Origin of the sequence: Neobacillus muris, from assembly GCF_943193175.1 — a bacterium.
GTDB lineage: Bacteria > Bacillota > Bacilli > Bacillales > Cytobacillaceae > Neobacillus > Neobacillus muris.
This window is the reverse complement of sequence record NZ_CALPDF010000037.1, coordinates 1-21159: the sequence shown is the minus strand read 5'-3', so window position 1 is coordinate 21159 and position 21159 is coordinate 1. Positions and strand designations below refer to the sequence as shown.

General features: G+C 40.7%; 25 protein-coding genes. 15 read left to right on the top strand and 10 right to left on the bottom strand.

Features of this window, described 5'->3' with window-relative positions; translation table 11 throughout:
- Nucleotides 1–131 precede the first annotated feature (131 nt).
- The 4 genes from NFS43_RS19055 (at nucleotide 132) to NFS43_RS19040 (ending at nucleotide 2205) form a co-directional block, all read left to right on the top strand.
- The gene (locus NFS43_RS19055; protein WP_251554367.1) at nucleotides 132–1046 is read left to right on the top strand and encodes a fumarylacetoacetate hydrolase family protein; all 915 of its coding nucleotides are present in this window, start codon (nucleotides 132–134) and stop codon (nucleotides 1044–1046) included.
- Between the two features lie 128 nt (nucleotides 1047–1174).
- The gene (locus tag NFS43_RS19050) at nucleotides 1175–1534 is read left to right on the top strand and encodes a YisL family protein (protein ID WP_251554366.1); all 360 of its coding nucleotides are present in this window, start codon (nucleotides 1175–1177) and stop codon (nucleotides 1532–1534) included.
- 124 nt (nucleotides 1535–1658) lie between these two features.
- Nucleotides 1659–1931: a ubiquitin-like small modifier protein 1 gene (locus tag NFS43_RS19045; RefSeq protein WP_251554365.1), complete on the top strand. Its 273-nt coding sequence runs from the start codon at nucleotides 1659–1661 to the stop codon at nucleotides 1929–1931.
- Nucleotides 1870–2205 carry a MoaD-like domain-containing protein gene (locus NFS43_RS19040; protein ID WP_251554364.1) on the top strand — a complete coding sequence of 112 codons (336 nt, stop codon included), beginning with the start codon at nucleotides 1870–1872 and terminating at the stop codon, nucleotides 2203–2205. Before NFS43_RS19045 ends, NFS43_RS19040 begins: the two co-directional genes overlap by 62 nt.
- A gap of 47 nt (nucleotides 2206–2252) precedes the next feature.
- Here the strand turns inward: NFS43_RS19040 and NFS43_RS19035 are convergent, their stop codons facing one another.
- The gene (locus NFS43_RS19035; RefSeq protein WP_251554363.1) at nucleotides 2253–4082 is read right to left on the bottom strand and encodes an aldehyde ferredoxin oxidoreductase family protein; all 1830 of its coding nucleotides are present in this window, start codon (nucleotides 4080–4082) and stop codon (nucleotides 2253–2255) included.
- A gap of 217 nt (nucleotides 4083–4299) precedes the next feature.
- Here NFS43_RS19035 and NFS43_RS19030 point away from each other — a divergent pair, with 217 nt between their 5' ends.
- Complete coding sequence (locus tag NFS43_RS19030) at nucleotides 4300–5328, top strand: ThiF family adenylyltransferase (RefSeq protein WP_251554362.1); 1029 nt, start codon at nucleotides 4300–4302, stop codon at nucleotides 5326–5328.
- A 109-nt stretch (nucleotides 5329–5437) separates the two neighbouring features.
- On the opposite strand, the gene NFS43_RS24455 is transcribed toward NFS43_RS19030, so the two are convergent.
- Both NFS43_RS24455 and NFS43_RS19025 read right to left on the bottom strand, forming a co-directional pair.
- Nucleotides 5438–5572 carry a hypothetical protein gene (locus NFS43_RS24455; RefSeq protein WP_277613976.1) on the bottom strand — a complete coding sequence of 45 codons (135 nt, stop codon included), beginning with the start codon at nucleotides 5570–5572 and terminating at the stop codon, nucleotides 5438–5440.
- Nucleotides 5573–6169: 597 nt separating this feature from the next.
- On the bottom strand, nucleotides 6170–6733 hold the full coding sequence (locus tag NFS43_RS19025) for a DUF2777 domain-containing protein (protein ID WP_251554361.1): 564 nt from the start codon (nucleotides 6731–6733) through the stop codon (nucleotides 6170–6172).
- Between the two features lie 220 nt (nucleotides 6734–6953).
- On the opposite strand from NFS43_RS19025, the gene asnB reads away from it, so the two are divergent.
- Both asnB and NFS43_RS19015 read left to right on the top strand, forming a co-directional pair.
- The gene (gene asnB, locus NFS43_RS19020; protein ID WP_251554360.1) at nucleotides 6954–8801 is read left to right on the top strand and encodes an asparagine synthase (glutamine-hydrolyzing); all 1848 of its coding nucleotides are present in this window, start codon (nucleotides 6954–6956) and stop codon (nucleotides 8799–8801) included.
- A 142-nt stretch (nucleotides 8802–8943) separates the two neighbouring features.
- Nucleotides 8944–10446 carry an alpha-amylase family glycosyl hydrolase gene (locus tag NFS43_RS19015; protein WP_251554359.1) on the top strand — a complete coding sequence of 501 codons (1503 nt, stop codon included), beginning with the start codon at nucleotides 8944–8946 and terminating at the stop codon, nucleotides 10444–10446.
- Nucleotides 10447–10493: 47 nt separating this feature from the next.
- On the opposite strand, the gene NFS43_RS19010 is transcribed toward NFS43_RS19015, so the two are convergent.
- Nucleotides 10494–11360 carry an SDR family oxidoreductase gene (locus NFS43_RS19010; protein ID WP_251554358.1) on the bottom strand — a complete coding sequence of 289 codons (867 nt, stop codon included), beginning with the start codon at nucleotides 11358–11360 and terminating at the stop codon, nucleotides 10494–10496.
- A gap of 108 nt (nucleotides 11361–11468) precedes the next feature.
- Nucleotides 11469–11960, bottom strand: a complete 492-nt coding sequence (locus NFS43_RS19005; protein ID WP_251554357.1) for a YajQ family cyclic di-GMP-binding protein — start codon at nucleotides 11958–11960, stop codon at nucleotides 11469–11471.
- A 192-nt stretch (nucleotides 11961–12152) separates the two neighbouring features.
- Between NFS43_RS19005 and NFS43_RS19000 the strand changes: the two genes are divergently transcribed.
- Entirely contained in the window at nucleotides 12153–13016 is an 864-nt protein-coding gene (locus NFS43_RS19000; protein WP_251554356.1) for a CvfB family protein, read from the top strand.
- 70 nt (nucleotides 13017–13086) lie between these two features.
- Nucleotides 13087–13218, top strand: coding sequence for a DUF3941 domain-containing protein (locus NFS43_RS18995; protein ID WP_251554355.1), 132 nt, complete (start codon nucleotides 13087–13089; stop codon nucleotides 13216–13218).
- Nucleotides 13219–13270: 52 nt separating this feature from the next.
- Here the strand turns inward: NFS43_RS18995 and NFS43_RS18990 are convergent, their stop codons facing one another.
- Nucleotides 13271–14134 carry a DegV family protein gene (locus NFS43_RS18990; protein ID WP_251554354.1) on the bottom strand — a complete coding sequence of 288 codons (864 nt, stop codon included), beginning with the start codon at nucleotides 14132–14134 and terminating at the stop codon, nucleotides 13271–13273.
- 109 nt (nucleotides 14135–14243) lie between these two features.
- On the opposite strand from NFS43_RS18990, the gene NFS43_RS18985 reads away from it, so the two are divergent.
- Both NFS43_RS18985 and NFS43_RS18980 read left to right on the top strand, forming a co-directional pair.
- Nucleotides 14244–15086: a YitT family protein gene (locus NFS43_RS18985; protein WP_251554353.1), complete on the top strand. Its 843-nt coding sequence runs from the start codon at nucleotides 14244–14246 to the stop codon at nucleotides 15084–15086.
- Nucleotides 15087–15113: 27 nt separating this feature from the next.
- Nucleotides 15114–15488, top strand: coding sequence for a Gmad2 immunoglobulin-like domain-containing protein (locus NFS43_RS18980; protein ID WP_251554352.1), 375 nt, complete (start codon nucleotides 15114–15116; stop codon nucleotides 15486–15488).
- Between the two features lie 38 nt (nucleotides 15489–15526).
- Here NFS43_RS18980 and NFS43_RS18975 read toward each other — a convergent pair whose 3' ends face one another.
- The 3 genes from NFS43_RS18975 to NFS43_RS18965 all read right to left on the bottom strand — a co-directional run bounded on the left by NFS43_RS18975 (nucleotide 15527) and on the right by NFS43_RS18965 (nucleotide 16785).
- Nucleotides 15527–15712: a DUF3813 domain-containing protein gene (locus NFS43_RS18975; RefSeq protein WP_251554351.1), complete on the bottom strand. Its 186-nt coding sequence runs from the start codon at nucleotides 15710–15712 to the stop codon at nucleotides 15527–15529.
- Between the two features lie 2 nt (nucleotides 15713–15714).
- Nucleotides 15715–15861 (bottom strand): hypothetical protein, encoded by a 147-nt coding sequence (locus NFS43_RS18970; RefSeq protein ID WP_251554350.1) that lies wholly within the window; start codon nucleotides 15859–15861, stop codon nucleotides 15715–15717.
- Between the two features lie 111 nt (nucleotides 15862–15972).
- On the bottom strand, nucleotides 15973–16785 hold the full coding sequence (locus NFS43_RS18965) for a Cof-type HAD-IIB family hydrolase (protein ID WP_277613975.1): 813 nt from the start codon (nucleotides 16783–16785) through the stop codon (nucleotides 15973–15975).
- 235 nt (nucleotides 16786–17020) lie between these two features.
- Between NFS43_RS18965 and NFS43_RS18960 the strand changes: the two genes are divergently transcribed.
- From NFS43_RS18960 to NFS43_RS18950, 3 genes are all read left to right on the top strand, one after another.
- On the top strand, nucleotides 17021–17329 hold the full coding sequence (locus tag NFS43_RS18960; RefSeq protein WP_251554349.1) for a metal-sulfur cluster assembly factor: 309 nt from the start codon (nucleotides 17021–17023) through the stop codon (nucleotides 17327–17329).
- An 11-nt stretch (nucleotides 17330–17340) separates the two neighbouring features.
- Complete coding sequence (locus tag NFS43_RS18955; RefSeq protein WP_251554348.1) at nucleotides 17341–17679, top strand: DsrE family protein; 339 nt, start codon at nucleotides 17341–17343, stop codon at nucleotides 17677–17679.
- Between the two features lie 180 nt (nucleotides 17680–17859).
- Nucleotides 17860–18975: a TIGR04053 family radical SAM/SPASM domain-containing protein gene (locus NFS43_RS18950; RefSeq protein WP_251554347.1), complete on the top strand. Its 1116-nt coding sequence runs from the start codon at nucleotides 17860–17862 to the stop codon at nucleotides 18973–18975.
- A 117-nt stretch (nucleotides 18976–19092) separates the two neighbouring features.
- On the opposite strand, the gene NFS43_RS18945 is transcribed toward NFS43_RS18950, so the two are convergent.
- Entirely contained in the window at nucleotides 19093–19791 is a 699-nt protein-coding gene (locus tag NFS43_RS18945) for a Crp/Fnr family transcriptional regulator (protein ID WP_251554346.1), read from the bottom strand.
- A 224-nt stretch (nucleotides 19792–20015) separates the two neighbouring features.
- Here NFS43_RS18945 and moaA point away from each other — a divergent pair, with 224 nt between their 5' ends.
- Nucleotides 20016–21032 carry a GTP 3',8-cyclase MoaA gene (gene moaA, locus NFS43_RS18940; protein ID WP_251554345.1) on the top strand — a complete coding sequence of 339 codons (1017 nt, stop codon included), beginning with the start codon at nucleotides 20016–20018 and terminating at the stop codon, nucleotides 21030–21032.
- Nucleotides 21033–21159 lie beyond the last annotated feature (127 nt).

Genomic DNA, 21159 nt, shown 5'->3' with positions numbered 1-21159 from the left:
GCTGTTAATGTGATTAAAACGCCCATATTTATATCTAACGGCATAATTTTAATAGAAATTAAACGCCTTTATTTGTTAGATTGGAAATTTTCAGTTATTCTGTTCTTATAGAAAAAGAAAGGGTGATGGAGATGAAATTTGCAACTGCCAAACATCGGGAAGACATTTTTGTATGTCTTGTGGATGAAGACCAAAAAGCTGTCCTGCCGCTTAATCGTACGGAACAGGCCAGAACAGGCGAAACAAGCTTTCCTGATTCAATGATTGAGTTTATTTCGGATGGTGACCGCTGCATTGGAAAGGTGAGACAATTGGCAGATTGGGTGCAAACGCAAGAGGCGCCAAATGCCTATTTTATCCCGTTCTCCGAGATCTCCTTGCTTGCTCCCATACCGAGACCAGCTAAAAACATCTTTTGTATAGGCAAAAACTATGCTGAACATGCCATTGAGATGGGCAGTGCGGAGGATATTCCTAAAGCGCCAATTGTATTTACCAAAGCACCTACTGCTGTTATCGGCCCAAATGAATCGGTTTTAAACCATAGAGGAGTAACCAGCGAGCTAGATTATGAAGGAGAATTAGTTGTTATCATAGGGAAAAGCGGAAGGGCCATTAAAAAAGAGGAAGCACTCGACCATGTTTTTGGCTATACCATTATTAACGATGTTACGGCAAGGGACTTGCAGTCAAAACATAAGCAATATTTCATTGGAAAGAGCTTAGATACTACCTGTCCAATGGGGCCATGGATTGTCCACAAGAGTTTGATTGAAAATCCCAATCTACTGGACATTGAAACAAAGGTGAATGGCGAAGTGCGCCAATCCTCCAATACAAAACATTTTATTTTTCCTATTGAGGAGATTATCTCCGTCCTATCAGCTGGAATGACACTAGAACCGGGAGATATTATTGCTACCGGAACACCAGCTGGAGTCGGCAGTGGATTTAAACCGCCTATGTTTTTACAGCCTGGTGATACGATCGAGGTTAAGGTAGAAAAAGTCGGAACACTAAAATCGTTCATTCAGGATAAAGATTAATCTGCCCCATTTCAGGAACTTCACATGTTACGAAAGCAATGCCTTATTTGTTTTTTCTTTCGTATTTAACATCTTCCTATGGTATGATAGGTTGGAAAAATAGAACACCTGAAAAGGAGGATTAATCAATGATTCATGGTCATATTACAGCATGGCTTTTAGCTCTCATTTTATTTTTTGTTTCTATTGGCTTACATAAAAGCGGGAAAGCAAAGGCCTTTAAAATTGTCCAAATGATTTTGCGCGTTCTTTATTTGGCAATTATCGCGACAGGTGCGGGACTGCTGTTCTCCGGTATTAATATTGATGTTTGGTACATTTTGAAAGCCATTGTGGGATTGTGGGTAATTGGAATTTTTGAAATGCTGCTCGGCCGAGTAGCAAATAACCGCAAAACCTCCGTTTTCTGGATTCAGTTTGTGGTGGCATGGCTGCTTGTATTATATCTAGGATTTGTGAAGCTGCCTATGTCATTTTTAACCCCATAATTTGAACAATCTCTGTCAAGGGGCTGCCGAAAAAATTTCGGCAGCCCCTTTTAATGTCAGAAAAAAGTGACAACAGCCTTTTTTGGTTTTAATATGGAAAGAAAGGGGAGAGGAGAGGGTTGTTGTGCTTGTTAAAGTATTTGCCAATCTCCGCCAAATATGCGGAGGAGTCACCGTGGAGGTTAAGCCTGATGGGAATCAGGTTATCGATGTTTTAAATAAGATGATCGAAATGTTTCCAGAATTGCAGGATGAGATTTTGACTGTGGAAAAAGAATTACGGCCTTTTGTTCATGTTTATGTAAACGGGCAGAATATCATCCACTTAAACAGCCTTGAGACCACTGTCAAAGAATCAGATCAATTTGCGCTTTTTCCGCCTGTTGCTGGTGGCTGATGTGGAAGTGAAACAGTTAGAGTTTCGGGGAATAAAGCGGGAACACCTGGGGGTGTATTTTGAAGAGCTCGGGGCAAAACGAGTAACGGATCGTTTTCCGTTTGTCTATGCAGCAAACGATTGGACAGGAGAAATCGTATCAGAACAGGAAATAACGTTCACTTCTTCTTTTAAGGTGAATGCTGTGACAGTGCGGTTCCATGCTAAGGATCAGATCGAATTAGCGGAGCTGATCAAAAACTATCGATATAAAACGACTAGAATAGGTGGATAAATTTAAAAAAGGCTTCTGCATGTTGAGCAGAGGCCTTTTTCGGACTATTATACAGCTTGATTTTCAGGATCGATGATGCCAAGTTCGCGTAACTTCACTTCTGGAACTACGCCGTCTTCCCAGCCGCGGACTTGATAATATTCCTCTAACATGATATCCATCCGGCTGACGTGTCCTGCGCTATTACCAGTTGCTGGTTCTTCTGTGAACCGCTTAGGGAGGAAGTCATCTTCCCGTTTGTTGAAGCCAGCTAGGTTGTTATAATAACGTTCTAGGTTATAAATTCTTTCCCCAGCTTTCATGACATCTTCAGCAGTTATGGGAATACCGGTCATGGCACTGTATTGCTCCGCGTAATGTTCCGCGTTTTCTGAGAAAGAGGAAAATTTACAAATGTTCATAGAATCAGAGAAGGCAAGCATATCTTGGAAAATCTTTAATAGCTCCCCTTTTCCTTCCGGTTTCAAACGATCCGTTGGTTCTGGAATGCCGGCAATTTCACTGGCAACCGTATAGCCGCGCAAATGGCAGGCGCCGCGGTTACTAGTTGCATACCCAAGACCAATACCTTGAATTCCACGCGGGTCATAGGCTGGGATAGACTGACCCTTAACAGACATGGAAAGTTCAGGCGCTCCCCAAGCTGCAGCAGCACGCGCCGGTCCTTCTGCAAGCAGGCCGCCAAGACCTTCACGATAAGCAATCTTCCTGGTCAATTCTAGCATAGCGTCGGCATCGCCCCAATTTAACTCTTCGGAAATGATCCCTTTCTCATATGCCTCCATGGTAATTGAGAAGGCATGGCCAAGCTCAATGGTATCAATTCCGTATTCGTTGCAGCGGTCAATTAAGTAAGAAATGGCTTCCGCATCACTTAATAAGCAGTTGGAGCCTAGTGACCAAGCCGATTCGAACTCAATACTTTCCACCCGGGTTTTATATTTTCCATCCTTGACTTCGACTTCAATTTTACAGCCAACAGGGCAAGCATGGCATGATTTATTGGCAATCCGAAGATGCTGATTTACATATTCGCCGCTGTGCTTTTCGGCCTCTTCCCAGTAAGTCAGTTGTGAGTTTTTCGTTGGCAGTGCGCCCACCTCGTTGATGAGGTTGGTTAAAACGTTTGTCCCGTAAACGGATAAACCGCCCTTGTTGGGTGCAGTCAAACCGCCTTCAAGAACGGCCTTCAAGGCCTTTTTGTTGGCTTCTTTATATTCGTTATCTAATTTAGCAACTGGCATATTTCCTTTTTGCGGAGCTTTAATGACAATGGCTTTCAGTTTTTTAAACCCAGCAACCGCCGCAGTCCCGCCGCGTCCCGCTGAACGGTCATGTTCATTTATGAAGGAAGAATAGCGGACCGTATTTTCCCCAGCCTGGCCGATTGTCATGACACTGAGATCCTTTTCTCCATATTGATCTTGCATGGCCTTAATAAAGGCTCTAGTGCTGGTTCCCCAAAGATTAGAGGCATCGCGAATTTCCGCCTTGCCTTCTTCGATATAAAGATAAACAGGCTTGCCGCTTTTTCCCTTTACGATAATATTATCGATACCAGCCCATTTTAGGCGGGCTGCTGTCCAACCGCCCATATGGGAGTCTGTCACGGTGCCGGTTAGCGGGGATTTCGTTACAACACACAAGCGTCCGCTCATGGCTGAACGGGAGCCTGTCACAGGACCAGTCATGATGCATAGAATATTTTCTGGAGAAAGCGCTTCCACCTCAGGCCCGTTATCCAGCACATATTTTACGCCAAGCCCTCTTCCGCCAATGTACTTTTTCGCATCTTCCTCATTGATTGATCTGTAAGATACGGTTCCATCTGTTAGGTCTACTAGTACTTCTTTGTTTTTAAAGCCGCCTATATTCATATCTACCCCTCTTTTCCTCTTAAATATTTTTATCTCTTAAAAGCTAAGACAAATTTCAAAAATTTAGCAGAAAATCCAAATATTATTTTGATTATAACACTTTTTTCAATTTTTTTAAAATTAAATCTTCAATAAGGAATCTAATTTCATATTTTGTTATGATAAAAATGGATGTAGTAAAGTTGAAGTGCCATATTAGCTGGAAATGGGGAATTTCATGAGTGATTTAGCCCGTTATTCAAGGCAAATTCTTTTTGCAGGGATTGGGGAAACAGGCCAACAAGCCTTAATGCAATCGCGCGTTGCTGTTGTTGGCGCCGGAGCGCTGGGGACGGTTATTTCCAACCACCTTGTCCGCTCAGGAGTAGGATACGTCCGGTTGATTGACCGGGATTTGGTGGAATTATCCAATTTGCAGCGGCAAACGTTATTTGATGAAGGAGATGCCCAATTTAATTTGCCTAAAGCTGCTGCAGCACAAAAAAGGTTGAATGAAATAAACTCTACAGTGACTGTAGACGCCGTTATAGCCGATTTAAACCTTGATAATGCCGAAGAATTGATAAATAGAATGGATGTTATTGTTGATGGCACAGATAATTTTATGACTCGGTTTTTGATCAATGACGTAGCGGTTAAGTATGGTATCCCTTGGGTTCATGGGGCTGCTGTAAGTTCAAGAGGCATGTTTGCAGTATTTAAGCCTGGTATTACTCCTTGTTATCGCTGCCTATATCCACAAGTTCCGGCAGGAATGGGGGAAACCTGTGATACCGTTGGAGTACTTTCGCCGTTAACAGATATTATTGGTTCTTACCAAGCGATGGAAACGATCAAATTATTAGTAGGGCATGACACAACACCCAATTTGGAGCAAATTGATATTTGGGATCATGTCTCTCTGCAAATGGATATTTCCAAAGGGAAAAATCCTAACTGCCGAGCATGCGGTAAACGGGAATTTGATTTTCTTAACCGTGCATCCGCCCCTCAAGAGACCTATTCCACACTTTGTGGCAGGGATACGGTACAAGTGAATCCGAGAAATAAACGGGAACTTGATTTAAAAGCGGCAGCCGAGAATCTAAAAAAAATTGGCAAGGTGGCAGCAAACGATTTCTTAGTCAGGTTTTCACCTGACGAGGATATCACAATCGTTTTATTTAAGGATGCCCGCGTCCTCATTCATGGAACAAATGATCTGGCAAAAGCAAAATCACTTTACTCGAAATATATTGGCAATTAATAAAATAATAAAGAGGCTGAAAAGTCAGCTTCAGGCTATCGAAAAAGTTTTCTACAGCCTTTTATTTTCTTTAATAATTAACCGCGTCAATCAATTTAGCATCATATTATTAATGCATAGGGTTTTCAACAAGTCTGTTGATTGGCGCTCCAGGCAGCGGGCGTGCCGGGGAGCTTCCTTCGTCGCCGGGATCTCCCCAGCCCCGTACTCCCGCAGGAGTCTTCGTGCCTTCCGCGCCAATCAACAGGTAAAAATAAAGGGAGAAATTCCGTCTATTTTGGGAAATATCGTTATTTCCTTGAAAATAAGAGTATTTTTTCCCTTTATTGTATCCAAATCAATGAATTTTGGCATATTTAGAACCGTTAAGCGGAATTTCTCCTCTTATTTTGGCTTCCTAAGGGTCCCCAATCTACAATAGCGGGAAATTCTCCTCTTATTCATTCTCATACCTACACGAAAAACAACAATGAATCCTAACAGAGCCATCGTCTAGGGCAGGCTCTTCTAACTGCAGCTTGCCAGAACATGAAAAAGATGACAACACACTTTTTTAGGATGGAAAAAGTGTGCTGCTATTCTTCAAGTTAATTTGCCTCCCTGTTGATTGGAGCGGAGGGCACTCGACTCCTGCGGGAAATAGAGGTCACTGGAGACCCCGCAGGTTTCAGCGCCGAGGAGGCTTTAGACCAGCGAGTGCCCGGAGCGGAAATCAACAGGCCCGATAGTAGGGACACTCCATCAATAAAAAATTTGGTCATTTAAATTTAGACAAAATAAAAATTGCCGAGAAAATATACCCTTTCTCGACAATCTTAGGCTGAAAAGTCAGCCTCCTAAATTATGAAATTAATTTTTCAATGATCAGCCGTTTGCCGGTATTTAAGGTGAATTCAAACCGATCGTTGACCTTTTCAAAATAGCAAAAATGATGCTGAACGCTGCAGATTTGTTCCTGGTTATCGAAAACCATAAAGTTGACTCCATCTTTACGATTCTCATCCGATAAAAAGGATAAGTGATTATAACAATAAATACAATCGTAAATTGAAAAGTTCAATGAATTTAAGGTAGTAACGAATTGGAAAAAAGCATCATCATTAATTCCCTCTAAAAGCCGCTCAAGCGAATAGATTAAATGCTTTTTGATTCTTACCAAATCATGGTCACGGAGCATGACCACATCATGTCCAATACGAATTTTACCTGGCTCGAGCAATATCCCTTTTCTCCACCGGTTTAATCGAAAAATTTCTATTTCCTGCTGAAGATAGTCCTCTATCATGGAAGCTTCTTCTGTTTCCTCATCAAAAAATATCCATTGTTCGTTAATTTGTTCCACTGATCCTTCGGTATGTGCCCGCATTTGAATATCATATAGATGGGTTCGCTGCTGTCGATTCATAGTTAACCTCCGTGCCAGATACTTCACTTTTCTTTTTAGACATCTTTCTGATAATTTATAACCGATAAATTTATAAAAATGGGTGTGAGTTATTTTAACAAGGAAATTTAACGGGCTAGGCGCTTTTTCATCTGGACAATTAACGAATTAATCTGGGCTGAATAGTATAGAACATGTCAGAGAGTACTCAAGATTTACAAATCGAAAGGAGTAACGATACATGTGTGGAATATCAGGCTGGATTGATTTTCAACAACCGATAAAAAACGAGACGGATACATTAACTAAAATGGCCCAGACTCTGTCAAAGCGAGGTCCTGATGAAACCAACATTTGGACGGATACACATGTAGGTTTTGGTCATAAACGCCTTATTGTTGTCGACCCGGCTGGGGGAAGACAACCCATGTCCAAACAGAAAGAAAGCATTAGTTATACAATTTGTTATAATGGAGAGTTGTACAATACAGAAGACTTGCGCAAAATTCTCCTTACTAAAGGATATTCCTTTAACGGCCATTCTGACACTGAAGTGCTGTTAACTGCCTATATAGAATGGGCTGAAGAATGTGTGAATTATTTAAATGGCATCTTTGCTTTTGCCATTTGGGACAGCAAAAGAGAACAGCTGTTTATTGGGCGGGACCGTCTGGGAGTAAAACCATTATTTTTTAAAGAGCATAAAGCAGGATTATTATTTGCTTCGGAATTGAAAGCCATCCTTGCCCATCCGGAAGTAAAGACCGAAATCACCAGTGAAGGGCTGGCTGAAGTGTTAGGAGTGGGCCCATCCAGATCGCCTGGGTCAGGTGTTTTTAAAGGGATAAACGAACTGAGACCCGCTCATGCGTTGACATTTTCCAAAGATGGGTTAAAAATTTGGCGGTATTGGAATGTAAAAAGTGAAGTGCACAAGGATAGTGTTGAGGAAACAGCAGAAAAAGTTCGGGATTTGGTTAGTGACGCGGTCACTAGACAGCTTGTATCGGATGTGCCATTGTGTACATTTTTATCTGGAGGACTTGATTCAAGTATCATAACGGCAATTGCTGCTAAAGGATTCAAAACACAGGGGAAAGGGCAGCTTCATACTTATTCGATTGATTATGAGGGCAATGATGTACATTTTACGGCAAATGAATTTCAGCCAGACTCTGACGAAAAGTATATCGCCTTAATGGAGCAGCATTTTGCAACTAAACACCATCAGAAAACCATCACACAAGAACAATTAGTGCAGGATTTAACAGAAGCGCTCCATGTGAGAGATTTGCCTGGCATGGCGGATGTGGACTCTTCTCTTCTCTGGTTTTGCCGGGAAATGAAACAAGATTTTACAGTGAGCCTCTCAGGAGAATGTGCGGATGAAATTTTTGGGGGCTACCCATGGTTCCGGCGCAAGGAGGATCTAGAGCGGTCAGGTTTCCCATGGATGCGCTCAGTTACGGAACGGGAAAATTTATTAAAGCCATTTTGGCGGGAACGATTGAATTTAGCCGAGTACAGCATTGAACAATATCGCAAGGCGATTGCTGAAACCCCTAAACTTGAGGGGGAAAGCTTGGAAGAATCAAAGCGCCGAGAGTTATTCTATATAAATATGATTTGGTTTATGACCACCCTTCTCGACCGTAAGGACAGAATGAGCATGGGAGCCAGTTTAGAGGTTAGGGTGCCTTTTGCCGATCATCGTCTTGTTGAGTATGTTTGGAATATTCCTTGGGATATGAAAATGTACCGTGGCAGGGAAAAAGGAATCCTCCGCAAGGCTTTTGAAGGCGTATTGCCTGAGGAGGTCTTGTATCGGAAAAAAAGTCCGTATCCAAAAACACATAATCCGGAATATACGGTTATGGTGCAAAAATGGATGAAGGATATCTTGCAGGATTCATCCTCTGCGTTACATGAGTTCTTTGGGAAAGACCAGCTAGAAAGACTAGTAGAAACGGGTGGGACTTCTTTCCAAGAACCTTGGTTTGGACAGCTGATGACAGGACCACAGCTGTTAGCATACTTTGTACAGCTGCATACATGGTTTAAAGACTATAATATTAATTTAGTAAATTAATTGTTGTCAAAACCGTGCCGTTACATTTGGAATATACCTTGGATTCGATTAAAATGAGTGTAGGAAGGGGTCTTCCCCTTCCTTTTTAACGGAATGAGAAGGTACTAGGATGCTTGCGCTTTTCTTATAGGGGGATACATAAATGAATAAAATAATGCCTATCATTTTGATTATTTTTTTACTATCGGCAATTCCTGTTCATGCAGAGGAAACAAAGGCTGATCGCCTGTGGCAGGATGAAACCATTTATTCCATTATGGTAGACCGGTTTAATAATGCGGATATAAAAAATGACTTGGACGTCAATACGAATGATCCTAATCAATATAATGGCGGTGATTTTCAGGGGATCATCGATAAATTAGATTACTTGAAAGATATGGGTTTCACAGCCATCCGGTTATCACCGATTTTTGATAACGCAGCAGGCGGGTATCATGGTTATTGGGTGACTGATTATTACAAAGTGGACGAGCATTTCGGCACCATGAAAGAATTTCAAACTCTAGTAAAAGAGGCCCATAAACGGAAGATAAGGGTTATCATTGATTTTGTTGCCAATAATACGGCTAAAAGCCATCCGTGGGTAAATGATCCTGAAAAAGGGGACTGGTACCATGATCAACTAGAACAAGTAGATTGGGCTGATCAAGAGCAAGCCGAGAATGGCTGGGTCGATGGGCTGCCTGATTTAAATCAGGATAATCCAGAGGTAAGCCAATATCTAATAGATGCTGCTAAGTGGTGGATTCAGAAAACGGATATAGACGGATACAGCCTGCCTGAGGTGGATCGCGTACCCACCGATTTTTGGAAGCAATTTGCTTCTGCCGTTAAAAATGAGAAAAAGGATTTCTTTCTTTTAGGCATTCCATCGCTAGGTTCCAATGTGAGGCTGGAGCAATACCAAAGTGCCGGACTAGACAGCCTATTTAATTATTCTCAAAGCGAAAAACTTCGGCAGGTCTTTGCCGCTACCGGCCGCTCACTTACCTCTATACCGGAGCAACAGTTGCTTGAGGCGAATTTCTTTGATAATGAATACACGGCAAGATTTACTCGTGATATCGTGGATGAAAGACAGTTCCCTGGTTCCCGTTGGAAAACAGCTTTAACCTATCTTTATACAACTCCAGGTATCCCTGTGGTTTATTATGGTACGGAGATTGCATTAACTGGCGGTGAAATTCCCGATAACCGCAGATTAATGAGCTTCCGCGCGGAAAAAGAATTAATTGATTATATCACCCAGATTGGGGAAGTAAGAGCACAACAGCCCTCTTTAACACGTGGAACTTTCACCATGCTGTATGACAAGGACGGGATGGTGGTTTATAAACGGGAATATAAAGGGGAAACGACGGTCGTTGCCATCAATAATACAAGAAAATCACAAAATGTAACATTAACCAGTGAACAACTGGAAAGGAACAAAGAACTTCGCGGGCTGCTTAGTGATAATGTAGTCCGCAGCCAGAATGGCCAATATACGCTTATTATTGACCGGGACAACTCTGAAGTGTTTATGCTGGCTGATAAAACAGGGTTGAACCTTCCATATATTACGGTTACGATCATAGCCGTATTATTAATACTGTTGTTTCTGTTCTTAATCATTAAGCGGGGAAAAAAGAATATAGGCTAAAAGAGAAGCATCAGGAACATGACCTGATGCTTCTTATCGCTGCCATTCTATCCGCTGACTATGGTTCCTCCATTTACATGAAGCATTTGCCCGCTTACATAGGAGGCGTCATCAGAAGCAAGAAAAACATAGCTAGGAGCAAGTTCGTAAGGCTGGCCGGCCCTTCCCATCGGTGTAGTAGATCCAAAAGTTTCTACCTGTTCAGCAGTAAAGGTGGAAGGGATGAGCGGCGTCCAAATAGGTCCAGGTGCCACGCCATTGACTCGAATGCCATCCTTTGCCAAAGACATGGCTAAAGAGCGGGTAAAACTGACAACGGCTCCCTTAGTGGAAGAATAATCCAGTAATTGTTTGTTTCCTTCATAGGCTGTTATGGAGGCTGTATTAATGACGGATGCCCCTTGTTTTAAATGCGGGAGGGCGGACTTGGTCATATAAAAGTAAGAAAAAATATTGGTTCGAAAGGTTCTTTCCAGCTGTGTTGCACTAATATCTAATAGGCTTTTCTGTGGATGCTGTTCCGCTGCATTATTAACAAGGATGTCGAGTTTTCCATATTCATTGATTGTTTTTTGAACCACTTCGCGGCAATGGTCTTCTTCTCCAATATCTCCTGATAAAAGCAGGCATTTGCGTCCTTCTGCTTCAATCAATTTTTTTGTGTCCTCGGCATCCTGATGCTCACTTAAATACACGATTGTGACATCCGCCCCTTCTTTGGCAAAATGGATCGCAACAGCCTTGCCAATTCCGCTGTCACCCCCTGTAATAAGGGCTGTTTTACCGGTTAATTTGCCCGCTGCTTTATATTCAGGACCAACAGATAGAGGTCTTGGATTCATTTCGCTTTCCATTCCAGGCTGGTGGTTTTGATGCTGCGGCGGAAAACTTGGTTTCTTTTGATTATTGCTCATTTTTTTACCTCCCAACACAATTCATTACATTGGTTAGTGTTAGAAATGTGCCGAAAATTATGATGGGGGGAATAAAAAAAGCATAAAGCAGGGCTTTATGCTTACCATTTACCGGTAATTTATAAATTGGACATCAATGCTGAGGTCAGCCTCTCTTATCAAGGAAATGATTTTTTGCAAATCATCACGGCTTTTTCCACTGACACGAATTTGGTCATCCTGAACTTGGCTTTTTACCTTAACACCGCTGTTTTTAATGATCGTATTGATTTTTTTGGCGTTTTCCTTATCGATTCCCTGAACCAATTTTGCCCGCTGCCGGACGGTCCCGCCGGAAGCCCCTTCTAACTTGCCATAGTCGAGGTTTTTAATGGGGACACCCCGTTTAATTAGCTTGCTAATTAAGACATCTTTTAACTGTTCCATTTTATATTCGTCATCAGAGAGTAGAACAAGTTCTTCTTTTTCAAGGCTGACTTCACTTTTACTGCCTTTAAAATCGTAGCGCGTGCTAATTTCTTTCATTGTTTGGGTAATGGCATTTGTCACTTCAGAAAAGTCGACTTTGGACACAATATCAAATGAGCTGTCTTTTGACATATCATAACCTCCATTATGAAACAATTAGGAATCAATTTCTGTTAAAGTTTCCCTTCATGCCTACATTATAGTAAAATAAATCAGTTCGAACAAGAAAAGCATTTTTGTCATTTAAACCCTTAGCAGGTAAAATGGAAAAATAAAATCATGTTTATACTATTAAAAAGCTCCTAAAGAAATGGGGAATGATAGATGTCTATAAAAGAAAGCATCGGGCAAACCGCTTTTTTAAAAGTGGCCCGAATTACAGACTTTGGTTATTTTTTGACGGATGGTGAGGAAGATGTGCTCCTCCACAAAAATCAGGCCAGCCGGCCTTTGGAAGAGGGCGATGAGGCGGAGGTATTTCTTTATGTTGATTCAGAAGGAAGAGTGGCAGCTTCGGATTTTATTCCAGAAGTAGCGGTGGGCAAGTATGCTTGGGTAAAAGTGACAGATGTAAAGCAGGACATCGGCGTTTTTTTAAATATTGGACTGCCAAAGGATATCTTATTAGGAAAAGATGATTTGCCTGCTCACGAATCGGTATGGCCTAAAGAAGGAGATTTGTTGTATATTACATTAAGAGTCAATCGGAATTTTCTAATCTATGCAAAGCTGGCCAGTGACCAGGTCATCAAAGCGATTTCTGTTAAAGCGGACCGGAGTGCCTTTAATAAAAATGTGCAAGGCCACATCTACCGGACAGCCAAAGTTGGAAGCTGGGTTTATACGATTGAAGGCTATAAAGGTTTTATTCACGAATCACAGCGGAATGTGGAACCGCGTTTAGGTGAAAAAGTAGAAGGACGTATCATTGATATTAAGGAAGATGGCACTGTCAACATTTCACTGATGGCCAGAAAGCAGGAGTCATTGGAAACGGATGCTGAAAAAATTTTAGGCTATTTAATGAGCAGAAATGGGGCTATGCCTTACAGCGATAAAAGTATGGCTGAAGATATCAAAGAACGGTTCGGACTGAGCAAGGCTGCATTTAAGCGTGCATTGGGGAAATTGATGAAGGAGAATGCAGTCTATCAAGATAACGGTTGGACCTATATTAAGAAACAGTAGCGACTCGGTACATACTCTTTTCCAAAATGATAAACAATAAAGATGAACTATTGGAAAGGAGCATTTAGATATGCCGCATACTTCAGATAATGATAAAAAAGCAAAAGATCATAATGCCATCAATCATGAAAAAAATATGATGGCAGAAAAAAACAGGCAGATGGGCAAAAATCAATATTCAAAGAAAACGGATCATAAATGAGAGCAATACAAATAAGCTAAAAAAAGGAGTGAGGCGCGCCTCACTCCTTTTTTTATGATGAAGGAATTTCATTTAAAAAGAATATTGAAATTGTTCCGGCCCCGGTATGGGCGCCAATTGCAGCACCAATTGCAGAAATATAGACTTGTTTAGGCTGAAATTCTGCCTCAAGCATCGCCTTCATTTCTTTCGCCATTTCCTCATTGTCTGCATGACTGATGCCAATCACTTGGCTGGAAAGATTGCTGCCGCGTTCTTTCATAATTTCAATAATTCGGCGCCATACCTTCTTTTGTCCGCGGATTTTTTCAATCGGGACAAGCTTTCCGTCATCCATATTTAATATCGGCTTAATGTTTAATAAGCCTCCAAGAAATGCTGAAGCTTTAGAGACACGCCCTCCCTTTGCCAAATAATCCAAATCGTCAACGGTGAAAATATGTTCCATATGCTGAGCCCGGAACAGGACATCTTTTAAAATCTCCTCTTTTGGGGTGTTTGCTGCGGCAAGCCGTGCTGCCTCCATAACGATTAACCCCTGCCCCAAGGAAGCACATTTTGTATCAACAATTGTTAAATCCAAATTTGGATATTTTTCCTTTACTTGGTCAAGAATCATAACAGCGGTAGAATAGGTTCCTGATAATTCAGAAGAAAAGGCGATATAAATGCCTGACTCATTTTTCTCACCCATTTCAGTAAAAATCTCCTCAAATAATAGGGGAGAGGCTTGCGATGTTTTGGGAATATTACCTGCGCGTATCGCTTCATATACGGTGATAGGGTCAATATTTTTTACATCATCATATTCTTCTCCATTGATATGGACCTTTAATGGGATTAATGTGACGTTATTTTCTTCATAAAAGTTTAAAGGTAAATCGCATGCGCTGTCAGCGAGTATTTTTACCTGCATGAAGCTCACCTGCTTTCAAAAATCTATCTTAACTAGATTTAGTTTATCGGTTTCAGTAAGAAAATACAATTACCTGATTTGTTTAGGGGGAAAAAAAGGGGGAATTTTTGTGATTTGGCTTCAAATCAAGAAAATTGGCATCGTTGCGGCAGGAGCTTTGTTAAATGCCGCCGGAATGAATTTATTTTTAGTTCCGGCAGATATTTATTCGAGCGGTTTTACTGGGATTGCTCAATTGCTTTCAAGAGTGTTAAGTGACTATACACCGTTTTCAATATCGATGGGATTGTTATTACTTATCTTAAATATTCCCGTTGCCATTTTAGGGTGGAAAAAAGTCGGGAAAGCCTTTACGATTTATAGTTTTCTTAGCGTGGTCCTTTCGTCGTTCTTTTTAGAGCTCATACCGGTGAGACCGGTTTCAAACGATATCCTGTTAAATTCTGTTTTTGGCGGCGTGATTGTAGCAGCAGGGATTGGAATCACTTTAAAGTGGGGAGCCTCAACAGGGGGGCTGGATATTATTGCTATGGTGCTGTCCAGGATCAAGGATAAGCCAATCGGGCCCTACATGTTTATATTAAACTTCGTCATCATCATTACCGCCGGGTTTCTATACGGATGGGAAAAAGCGCTATATACATTAGTGTTTTTGTATACTTCAACAAGAGTCGTGGATGCGATCCACACAAGATATGCAAAACTCACCGCTTTTATCATTACTAAAAAAGCGGATGAATTAAAAAAAGCCATACATGCCAAACTTGTCAGAGGAATAACGATGGTCCCGGCTAGAGGGGCATTTTCTAATGAAACAAGAGATATGCTAATGATTGTCATAACCAGGTATGAGCTTTTTGATTTGGAAAGAGTCATCAAGGATGTGGATCCAAATGCCTTTACCAATATAATTGAAACATCGAATGTATACGGATTCTTCCGTAGGGACTAGAAATCTGAATGAACCAGGAGGCAATGAATGCGTATTCTTCTTATGAGCGTGCTTTTGTTTTTCTTTCCCTTGATGGTAAACGCTGATATAAATGGTGTGAAGGAAACAGAATTTCGAAACATGAGGGTATCAGGAGAGAACGGAACATATAGGGTATCTGGTGAAGTAAAGTGGAACGACAAAGGAGTATTTTACACAGTTGAAGACGGGCATAACGAATATTTGAGAGAACAAAGGATTTGGATAAAGGGAAAACAGGTAAAGTGGCGGCCCTTTAGCTTTACCATCCAAATCCCTCTAGTAAAGCTGCCGGAAAATGGAACCTTAATGGTGTATCTCTATAAGCGCAATCAAAATGGAGAAATTGAAAATGAGTATCCAGTCGTATTAGAGAGGTTTTAAATGCAAAAAGCGGAAGCTTAGATGCTTCCGCTTTTTGTTCACTTTAATTGATCAAGCTGTTGTTGCATTTCTTGGAGCTGACTTTGCTCCGCGGCAGTCGAGTTCGCATAAGCAGAGCTTAATGCATTTTTAGCTTTCGCGACTGCAGTATCGCGGTTCTCTGGGCTGGCCGTTATGGCCATCTCAACAAATCGGCGTGCTTCTTGGAACAATTGGTTACCCATGGTTATATTCCTCCAGGCGAGGAGCTATGCACATTAGCCATTTTCTGAGCTTCCGCTTCAGCATAGGTCATGTGATAAGGTATTCGTTCCGCATGCTTATTGATCGAATCCTTTCCCTGCTGGACAAAGCGTCTGGATTTGTTACCCATTCGAATCCCTCCAATATGCTTCAAAGCTCTGATGGAAACAGCAATGCTGTTTCATGATCTAGTATGCTCAAACTGAATCATGTTCATCAGAGAATGTCTGGTGAATAATTCTTATTTAATCTGCAGCAAGTCTTCCAAATATGCTGCTACTCCGTCTTCTTCATTGGACAAAGTAATATCATTAGCAATATTCTTTAATGGGTCAATCGCATTCCCCATGGCAATGCCATGGCCTGCATATTCAATCATTTCCAAATCATTATCTTCATCACCAAAAGCAATGACTTTTTCACGGGGAATTCCGTAATAATCCGCAGCTTTTTTTAAACCAACGGCTTTATTAAGTCCTGTTTTAATAATTTCAATCACATGCCACGGGGCCGCCCAGCTCCGCTGTTCAATCACTTCAGCGTGAACCTCAGATAAATAGCCGCGGATCTTCTTCAATTGATCTTCTTCTGTATGGATAAGCATACTGGTGGGAGAATCCTGCAAAAAGTTGGCTAAATCACCGGTGGTAATTTTGGGATTGCCATAACTAAAGATTTCTAATAATTTCTCGTCATGATAGTGGAAATATACCTCATCCATGACTTCAGCGATAATATTATGAAATTGGAAGCTTCGGCAGGCTTCAACAATATCTTTTGCCACATTAATATCAAGCGGTTCATGATAAAAGCCCCAATTTTGGTTTAATGGATGATGCATGAACGCTCCGTTAAAATTGACTATAGGTGTATCTAATTCAAGCTCCCGATAGTACATTTCACTAGACCTGTAAGGCCTGCCGGTTGCAATCATTACAACATGTCCTGCTTCTTTTGCTTTGGCAAGTACCTGTTTATTCTTTTTTGATATTGTTTTATCATCTGTTAACAATGTGCCATCTAGATCTAATGCAATTAAGTGTTTTTCGGCCATTATAAATCCCTCTTTATCATGTATTTTGCTTTAAGCGCTGCTCCTAGGAAAAAATGTATCTTCATGTTAAACTAAAAACATTAAAAGTTTCATACAAAATGGAAATATTTAAAACTATATTCACTATATTCACTATGTTAACAATTTTACTTTGCCGGTGTAAAAAAATTCACACTAAATTGTTTGAATTAAATTTATACTAAAGAAAGATAAAAATAAATAGGAGTGAGATAACATGAATGAAGAATTAAGAGAAAATATTATGGGCGCCCTGGAACTGGTCATTGACCCGGAGATTGGCATTGATATTGTAAACTTAGGATTAGTTTACGATTTAGAAATGGATGAGGAAGGGAAACTGACCGTTACGATGACCTTAACCGCCATGGGTTGTCCTCTTGCTGGAACGATTGTCGACCAAGTAAAACGATCTTTAGCTGATATACCTGAAATTAAGGACACAGAAGTAAACATTGTTTGGAATCCGCCTTGGAACAAAGATATGATGTCCCGTTATGCAAAAATCGCTTTGGGGATACGGTAAGGGGTAATATTATGCAAAATAAGGTGATTTTAGTAAGCTCCAATCAGCTTGGGAGAGGGGATCAAGAACTGGGAGAGAATATTCTTGAAACCTTTTTTACGATCCTAAAGCAAAAACAAGAGCTTCCGAAAGCGGTCTTTTGTATGAACAGTGGAGTTTTGACCATGACCGAGGAGTCATTAGTATCCGTTCATTTAAGGGAACTAGAAGAAAAGGGCGTCAATATATTGGCCTGCAAAACATGTGCAGACCATTACGGGGTTACAGATAAATTAACAGCAGGTAAAATAAGCGGTATGGGTGAGTTCATTGATCTTGCTGCTAAATACGAAGTGCTAACCATTTCATAACATTGGAATTAGGGGGGACCTATTCTAGCTAAATTGGCAAAAATGAAGCTGGATGTTAAGGGGTCCTCCCTTTTTGTTAATGAGGAGGATAGTGAGATAGTTCACTTCTTTATCCTATAAACACATTTATAATCTAAGTATTAAAGCTGGTTAGGCTAGCTGTACTTAGGAGGGCCTTTAATGGATTTTAGCCGTGATTTTACTAAAGATCCGTTTATTGTCATTTGGGAACTAACAAGAGCCTGTCAATTAAAATGTCTGCATTGCCGTGCTGATGCTCAATATACGAGAGATCCTCGTGAACTTACGTTTGAAGAGGGAAAAAATTTAATTGATCAAATATATGAAATGAATAATCCTTTGCTTGTTTTTACCGGCGGAGACCCGCTGATGCGACCAGATGTATTTGAAATCTCCAAATATGCCGTAAGTAAAGGGGTACGGGTTTCCATGACCCCAAGTGCCACACCGAATGTAACGAAAGAAGCCATCCAAAAGGCAAAAGAAGTGGGTCTATCCCGCTGGGCGTTTAGCCTTGATGGACCCAATGCCAAACTTCATGATCATTTTCGCGGAACGGACGGTTCCTTTGCTTTAACCATGGAACGAATCCGATACCTGCATGAACTGGAAATACCCGTTCAAATCAATACGGTCATCTCGAAGTATAACTATGAATATCTTGAAGAGATGGCTAAATTAGTGGAAGAATTACAATGTGTGTTATGGAGTGTTTTCTTTCTGGTGCCGACAGGCAGAGGTCAAGTATCTGATATGATTTCACCTGTTGAACATGAAAAGGTGCTGAGATGGCTGTATGACCTTAGCAAGCGGGTGCCATTTGATATAAAAACGACGGAGGCAATGCACTATCGCCGGGTAGTTATCCAGCAAAAAATGCGTGAAGCAAAATCAAAGGTTGATGAAATTGATTATTTAAACGCATTAACGGAAAAAGGATTGACTGGTTCAATTGATGGGTTAGGAAGAGCGCCAAAAGGTGTGAATGATGGAAATGGTTTTGTGTTCATTTCTCATATTGGCGATGTTTATCCGAGCGGACTGCTGCCAGTAAAGGCCGGGAATGTCCGTGAAACACCACTTGCCGAGATTTATCGTGAGTCACCGATTTTTAAATCGTTACGAAATCCTGACTCGTTTAAAGGCAAATGTGGAGTTTGTGAATTTCGCTATGTTTGCGGAGGTTCTAGATCGCGGGCATATGCCATGACAGGGGATTATTTGGAAAGTGAACCGTTTTGCATTTATACCCCAAAAGCATTAAGAGAAAAATAGGCTGCAAAATAGGAATGAAGTGCGGGAGCAATTCTATTTACTTGCTCCCAGCACAGTACATGCGCATATTTTAGGGATGATTAGATATAAAAAGAGGCTGGTTCTTAAGCCAAGCCTCTATTCTATGTTGCAATAAACGGCTGGACAATTTTCACAGCCTATCTCATCTTTTAAATATTGTAAATCCAGGATGGTAATTCTGCCTCGCTTGATGGAGATAATGTTATTTTTCTTTAACTCACTTAAAATCCGATTGGTGCTTTCCCTGGATGTGCCACAAAAATTGGCTAGTTCCTGGTTAGTCAGCGGTAAATCGATCAGGATTTCATTCCCCTTATTTATTCCATAACTGTTGGACATCCGAATAAGTGTTGAAAAAAGAGCACCCCGTTTCCCATGTAAAACCAAATCACGGAATTTGGTTTGAGTTTTTCGAAAATGGTCGCTCATCCATTTCATAAATTCATATCCAAGGGCACTATTATCGAAAATTTCCTTTTCAAGTACGTCCTTTTTAATGGCGGCTATTTCTCCTTCTTCTAATGCCATTGCACTAAACAGGTATCTGGGATGCTCCGTAAATAGGGTTAATTCACCACAGATGTCGTTTTCCCCGCAAATTCTTAATGAAAGCTCACGGCCATCCGATGTTACTTTACTGATTTGCACCTTGCCGGAAATGATAATATAAAGTTCTTCTGCGGCAGTTCCTTCTTGGAATATATAACGTCCTTTTTCACATTTAAATGTACGGTCGGATAATTTTAGTAATTCCTTTATTTCGATCGAGTGTGTAGGCTTCATTTGTGTGATCATTTATATCACCTCTTCAAAAATTCAAACAAAAAATTAGTTTTAATTTGATACCATTATTGTAACGTAAATTAACACCGGAACCGGAAGTAAACAATGACAATATAGTGAAAACTTATTAGAAAAAAGATAAAAAGTATTGTAATAGTGAATAATGTAACAGTTATTTCTTTGAGATATCTGATACAATGGGTATAAACTAACTTCCTTCAAATGGAGTTGATGAAATGGAAAAAACGATTATTAGAGATAGTTTAAATAGACCACTTAGAGATTTAAGAATTTCAGTAATAGATCGCTGCAATTTCCGCTGCCAATATTGTATGCCCTCTGACCAATTTGGACCTGATTTTGAGTTCCTTCCTAGAAGTGCCCTCTTGACGTATGAGGAAATTGAACGTCTCGCCAAAATATTTATACATTTAGGTGTAAAGAAAATTCGTTTGACAGGTGGTGAACCGCTGCTGCGGAAAGACCTGCCGGTATTGATTGAAAAACTGTCAAAATTAGAGGGCTTGAGCGATTTGGGTTTAACAACCAACGGGGTCTTGCTGCCTAAACAGGCAGAAAAACTTAAACTGGCTGGCCTAAAACGGGTTAACGTCAGCCTTGACAGTCTGAACGACGACTTATTTGGAAAAATAAATGGACGTGGAGTCGGAACAGGACCTGTGCTGGAAGGTATTGAAGCAGCAAAACAAGCCGGTCTTGGAGTCAAGGTGAATATGGTTGTAAAAAAAGGACTCAATGATTCCGAAGTTGTGCCGATGGCTGCTTTTTGTAAAGAAAAGGGTTTAGAGCTTCGTTATATTGAATATATGGATGTGGGCTCAACCAATGGATGGAAAATGGATGATGTAGTGACTAAAAAACAAATCTTTGAAATGTTAAAGGATCACTTTGAGCTGGAGCCGGTTGATCCTGCCTACTTTGGGGAAGTCGCCAAACATTATCGTTATAAAGGGACAAATGTAAAAGTTGGGTTCATAACATCCGTTTCTGAATCTTTCTGTTCAAGCTGTACACGTTCCCGTCTTTCTGCCAATGGCCAATTATTTACCTGTTTATTTAATGGCAACGGACATGATATTCGCAACTTTATGAGAAATGGTGCCTCCGATGAGGAGGTATCACAGCGAATTGTAAATATCTGGAATAACAGGGCAGACCGCTATTCAGATGAAAGAACTGATGAAATGAATAAAAACCGCAAAAAAATTGAGATGTCTTATATTGGCGGTTAATGGCTAATAGCTTTATACAAAAAAACTCTCTTCATTTGTTTTGAAGAGAGTCAGATTGTCGAGAAAGGGTATTTTTCTCGGCAATTTTTTATTATCACAGAATCTAAATACCAAATTTATTGATTGT

Coding starts and splice junctions, on each gene's coding strand:
- NFS43_RS19050 (WP_251554366.1), top strand. CDS start 1,175: ATGATTCATGGTCATATTACAGCATGGCTTTTAGCTCTCATTTTATTT.
- NFS43_RS18965 (WP_277613975.1), bottom strand. CDS start 16,785: ATGGCCGAAAAACACTTAATTGCATTAGATCTAGATGGCACATTGTTA.
- NFS43_RS19055 (WP_251554367.1), top strand. CDS start 132: ATGAAATTTGCAACTGCCAAACATCGGGAAGACATTTTTGTATGTCTT.
- NFS43_RS19025 (WP_251554361.1), bottom strand. CDS start 6,733: ATGAATCGACAGCAGCGAACCCATCTATATGATATTCAAATGCGGGCA.
- NFS43_RS18950 (WP_251554347.1), top strand. CDS start 17,860: ATGGATTTTAGCCGTGATTTTACTAAAGATCCGTTTATTGTCATTTGG.
- NFS43_RS18955 (WP_251554348.1), top strand. CDS start 17,341: ATGCAAAATAAGGTGATTTTAGTAAGCTCCAATCAGCTTGGGAGAGGG.
- NFS43_RS18970 (WP_251554350.1), bottom strand. CDS start 15,861: ATGGGTAACAAATCCAGACGCTTTGTCCAGCAGGGAAAGGATTCGATC.
- moaA (WP_251554345.1), top strand. CDS start 20,016: ATGGAAAAAACGATTATTAGAGATAGTTTAAATAGACCACTTAGAGAT.
- NFS43_RS19035 (WP_251554363.1), bottom strand. CDS start 4,082: ATGAATATAGGCGGCTTTAAAAACAAAGAAGTACTAGTAGACCTAACA.
- NFS43_RS18975 (WP_251554351.1), bottom strand. CDS start 15,712: ATGGGTAACCAATTGTTCCAAGAAGCACGCCGATTTGTTGAGATGGCC.
- NFS43_RS18980 (WP_251554352.1), top strand. CDS start 15,114: ATGCGTATTCTTCTTATGAGCGTGCTTTTGTTTTTCTTTCCCTTGATG.
- asnB (WP_251554360.1), top strand. CDS start 6,954: ATGTGTGGAATATCAGGCTGGATTGATTTTCAACAACCGATAAAAAAC.
- NFS43_RS18995 (WP_251554355.1), top strand. CDS start 13,087: ATGCCGCATACTTCAGATAATGATAAAAAAGCAAAAGATCATAATGCC.
- NFS43_RS19010 (WP_251554358.1), bottom strand. CDS start 11,360: ATGAGCAATAATCAAAAGAAACCAAGTTTTCCGCCGCAGCATCAAAAC.
- NFS43_RS18990 (WP_251554354.1), bottom strand. CDS start 14,134: ATGCAGGTAAAAATACTCGCTGACAGCGCATGCGATTTACCTTTAAAC.
- NFS43_RS18945 (WP_251554346.1), bottom strand. CDS start 19,791: ATGATCACACAAATGAAGCCTACACACTCGATCGAAATAAAGGAATTA.
- NFS43_RS19030 (WP_251554362.1), top strand. CDS start 4,300: ATGAGTGATTTAGCCCGTTATTCAAGGCAAATTCTTTTTGCAGGGATT.
- NFS43_RS19000 (WP_251554356.1), top strand. CDS start 12,153: ATGTCTATAAAAGAAAGCATCGGGCAAACCGCTTTTTTAAAAGTGGCC.
- NFS43_RS19005 (WP_251554357.1), bottom strand. CDS start 11,960: ATGTCAAAAGACAGCTCATTTGATATTGTGTCCAAAGTCGACTTTTCT.
- NFS43_RS19015 (WP_251554359.1), top strand. CDS start 8,944: ATGAATAAAATAATGCCTATCATTTTGATTATTTTTTTACTATCGGCA.
- NFS43_RS18960 (WP_251554349.1), top strand. CDS start 17,021: ATGAATGAAGAATTAAGAGAAAATATTATGGGCGCCCTGGAACTGGTC.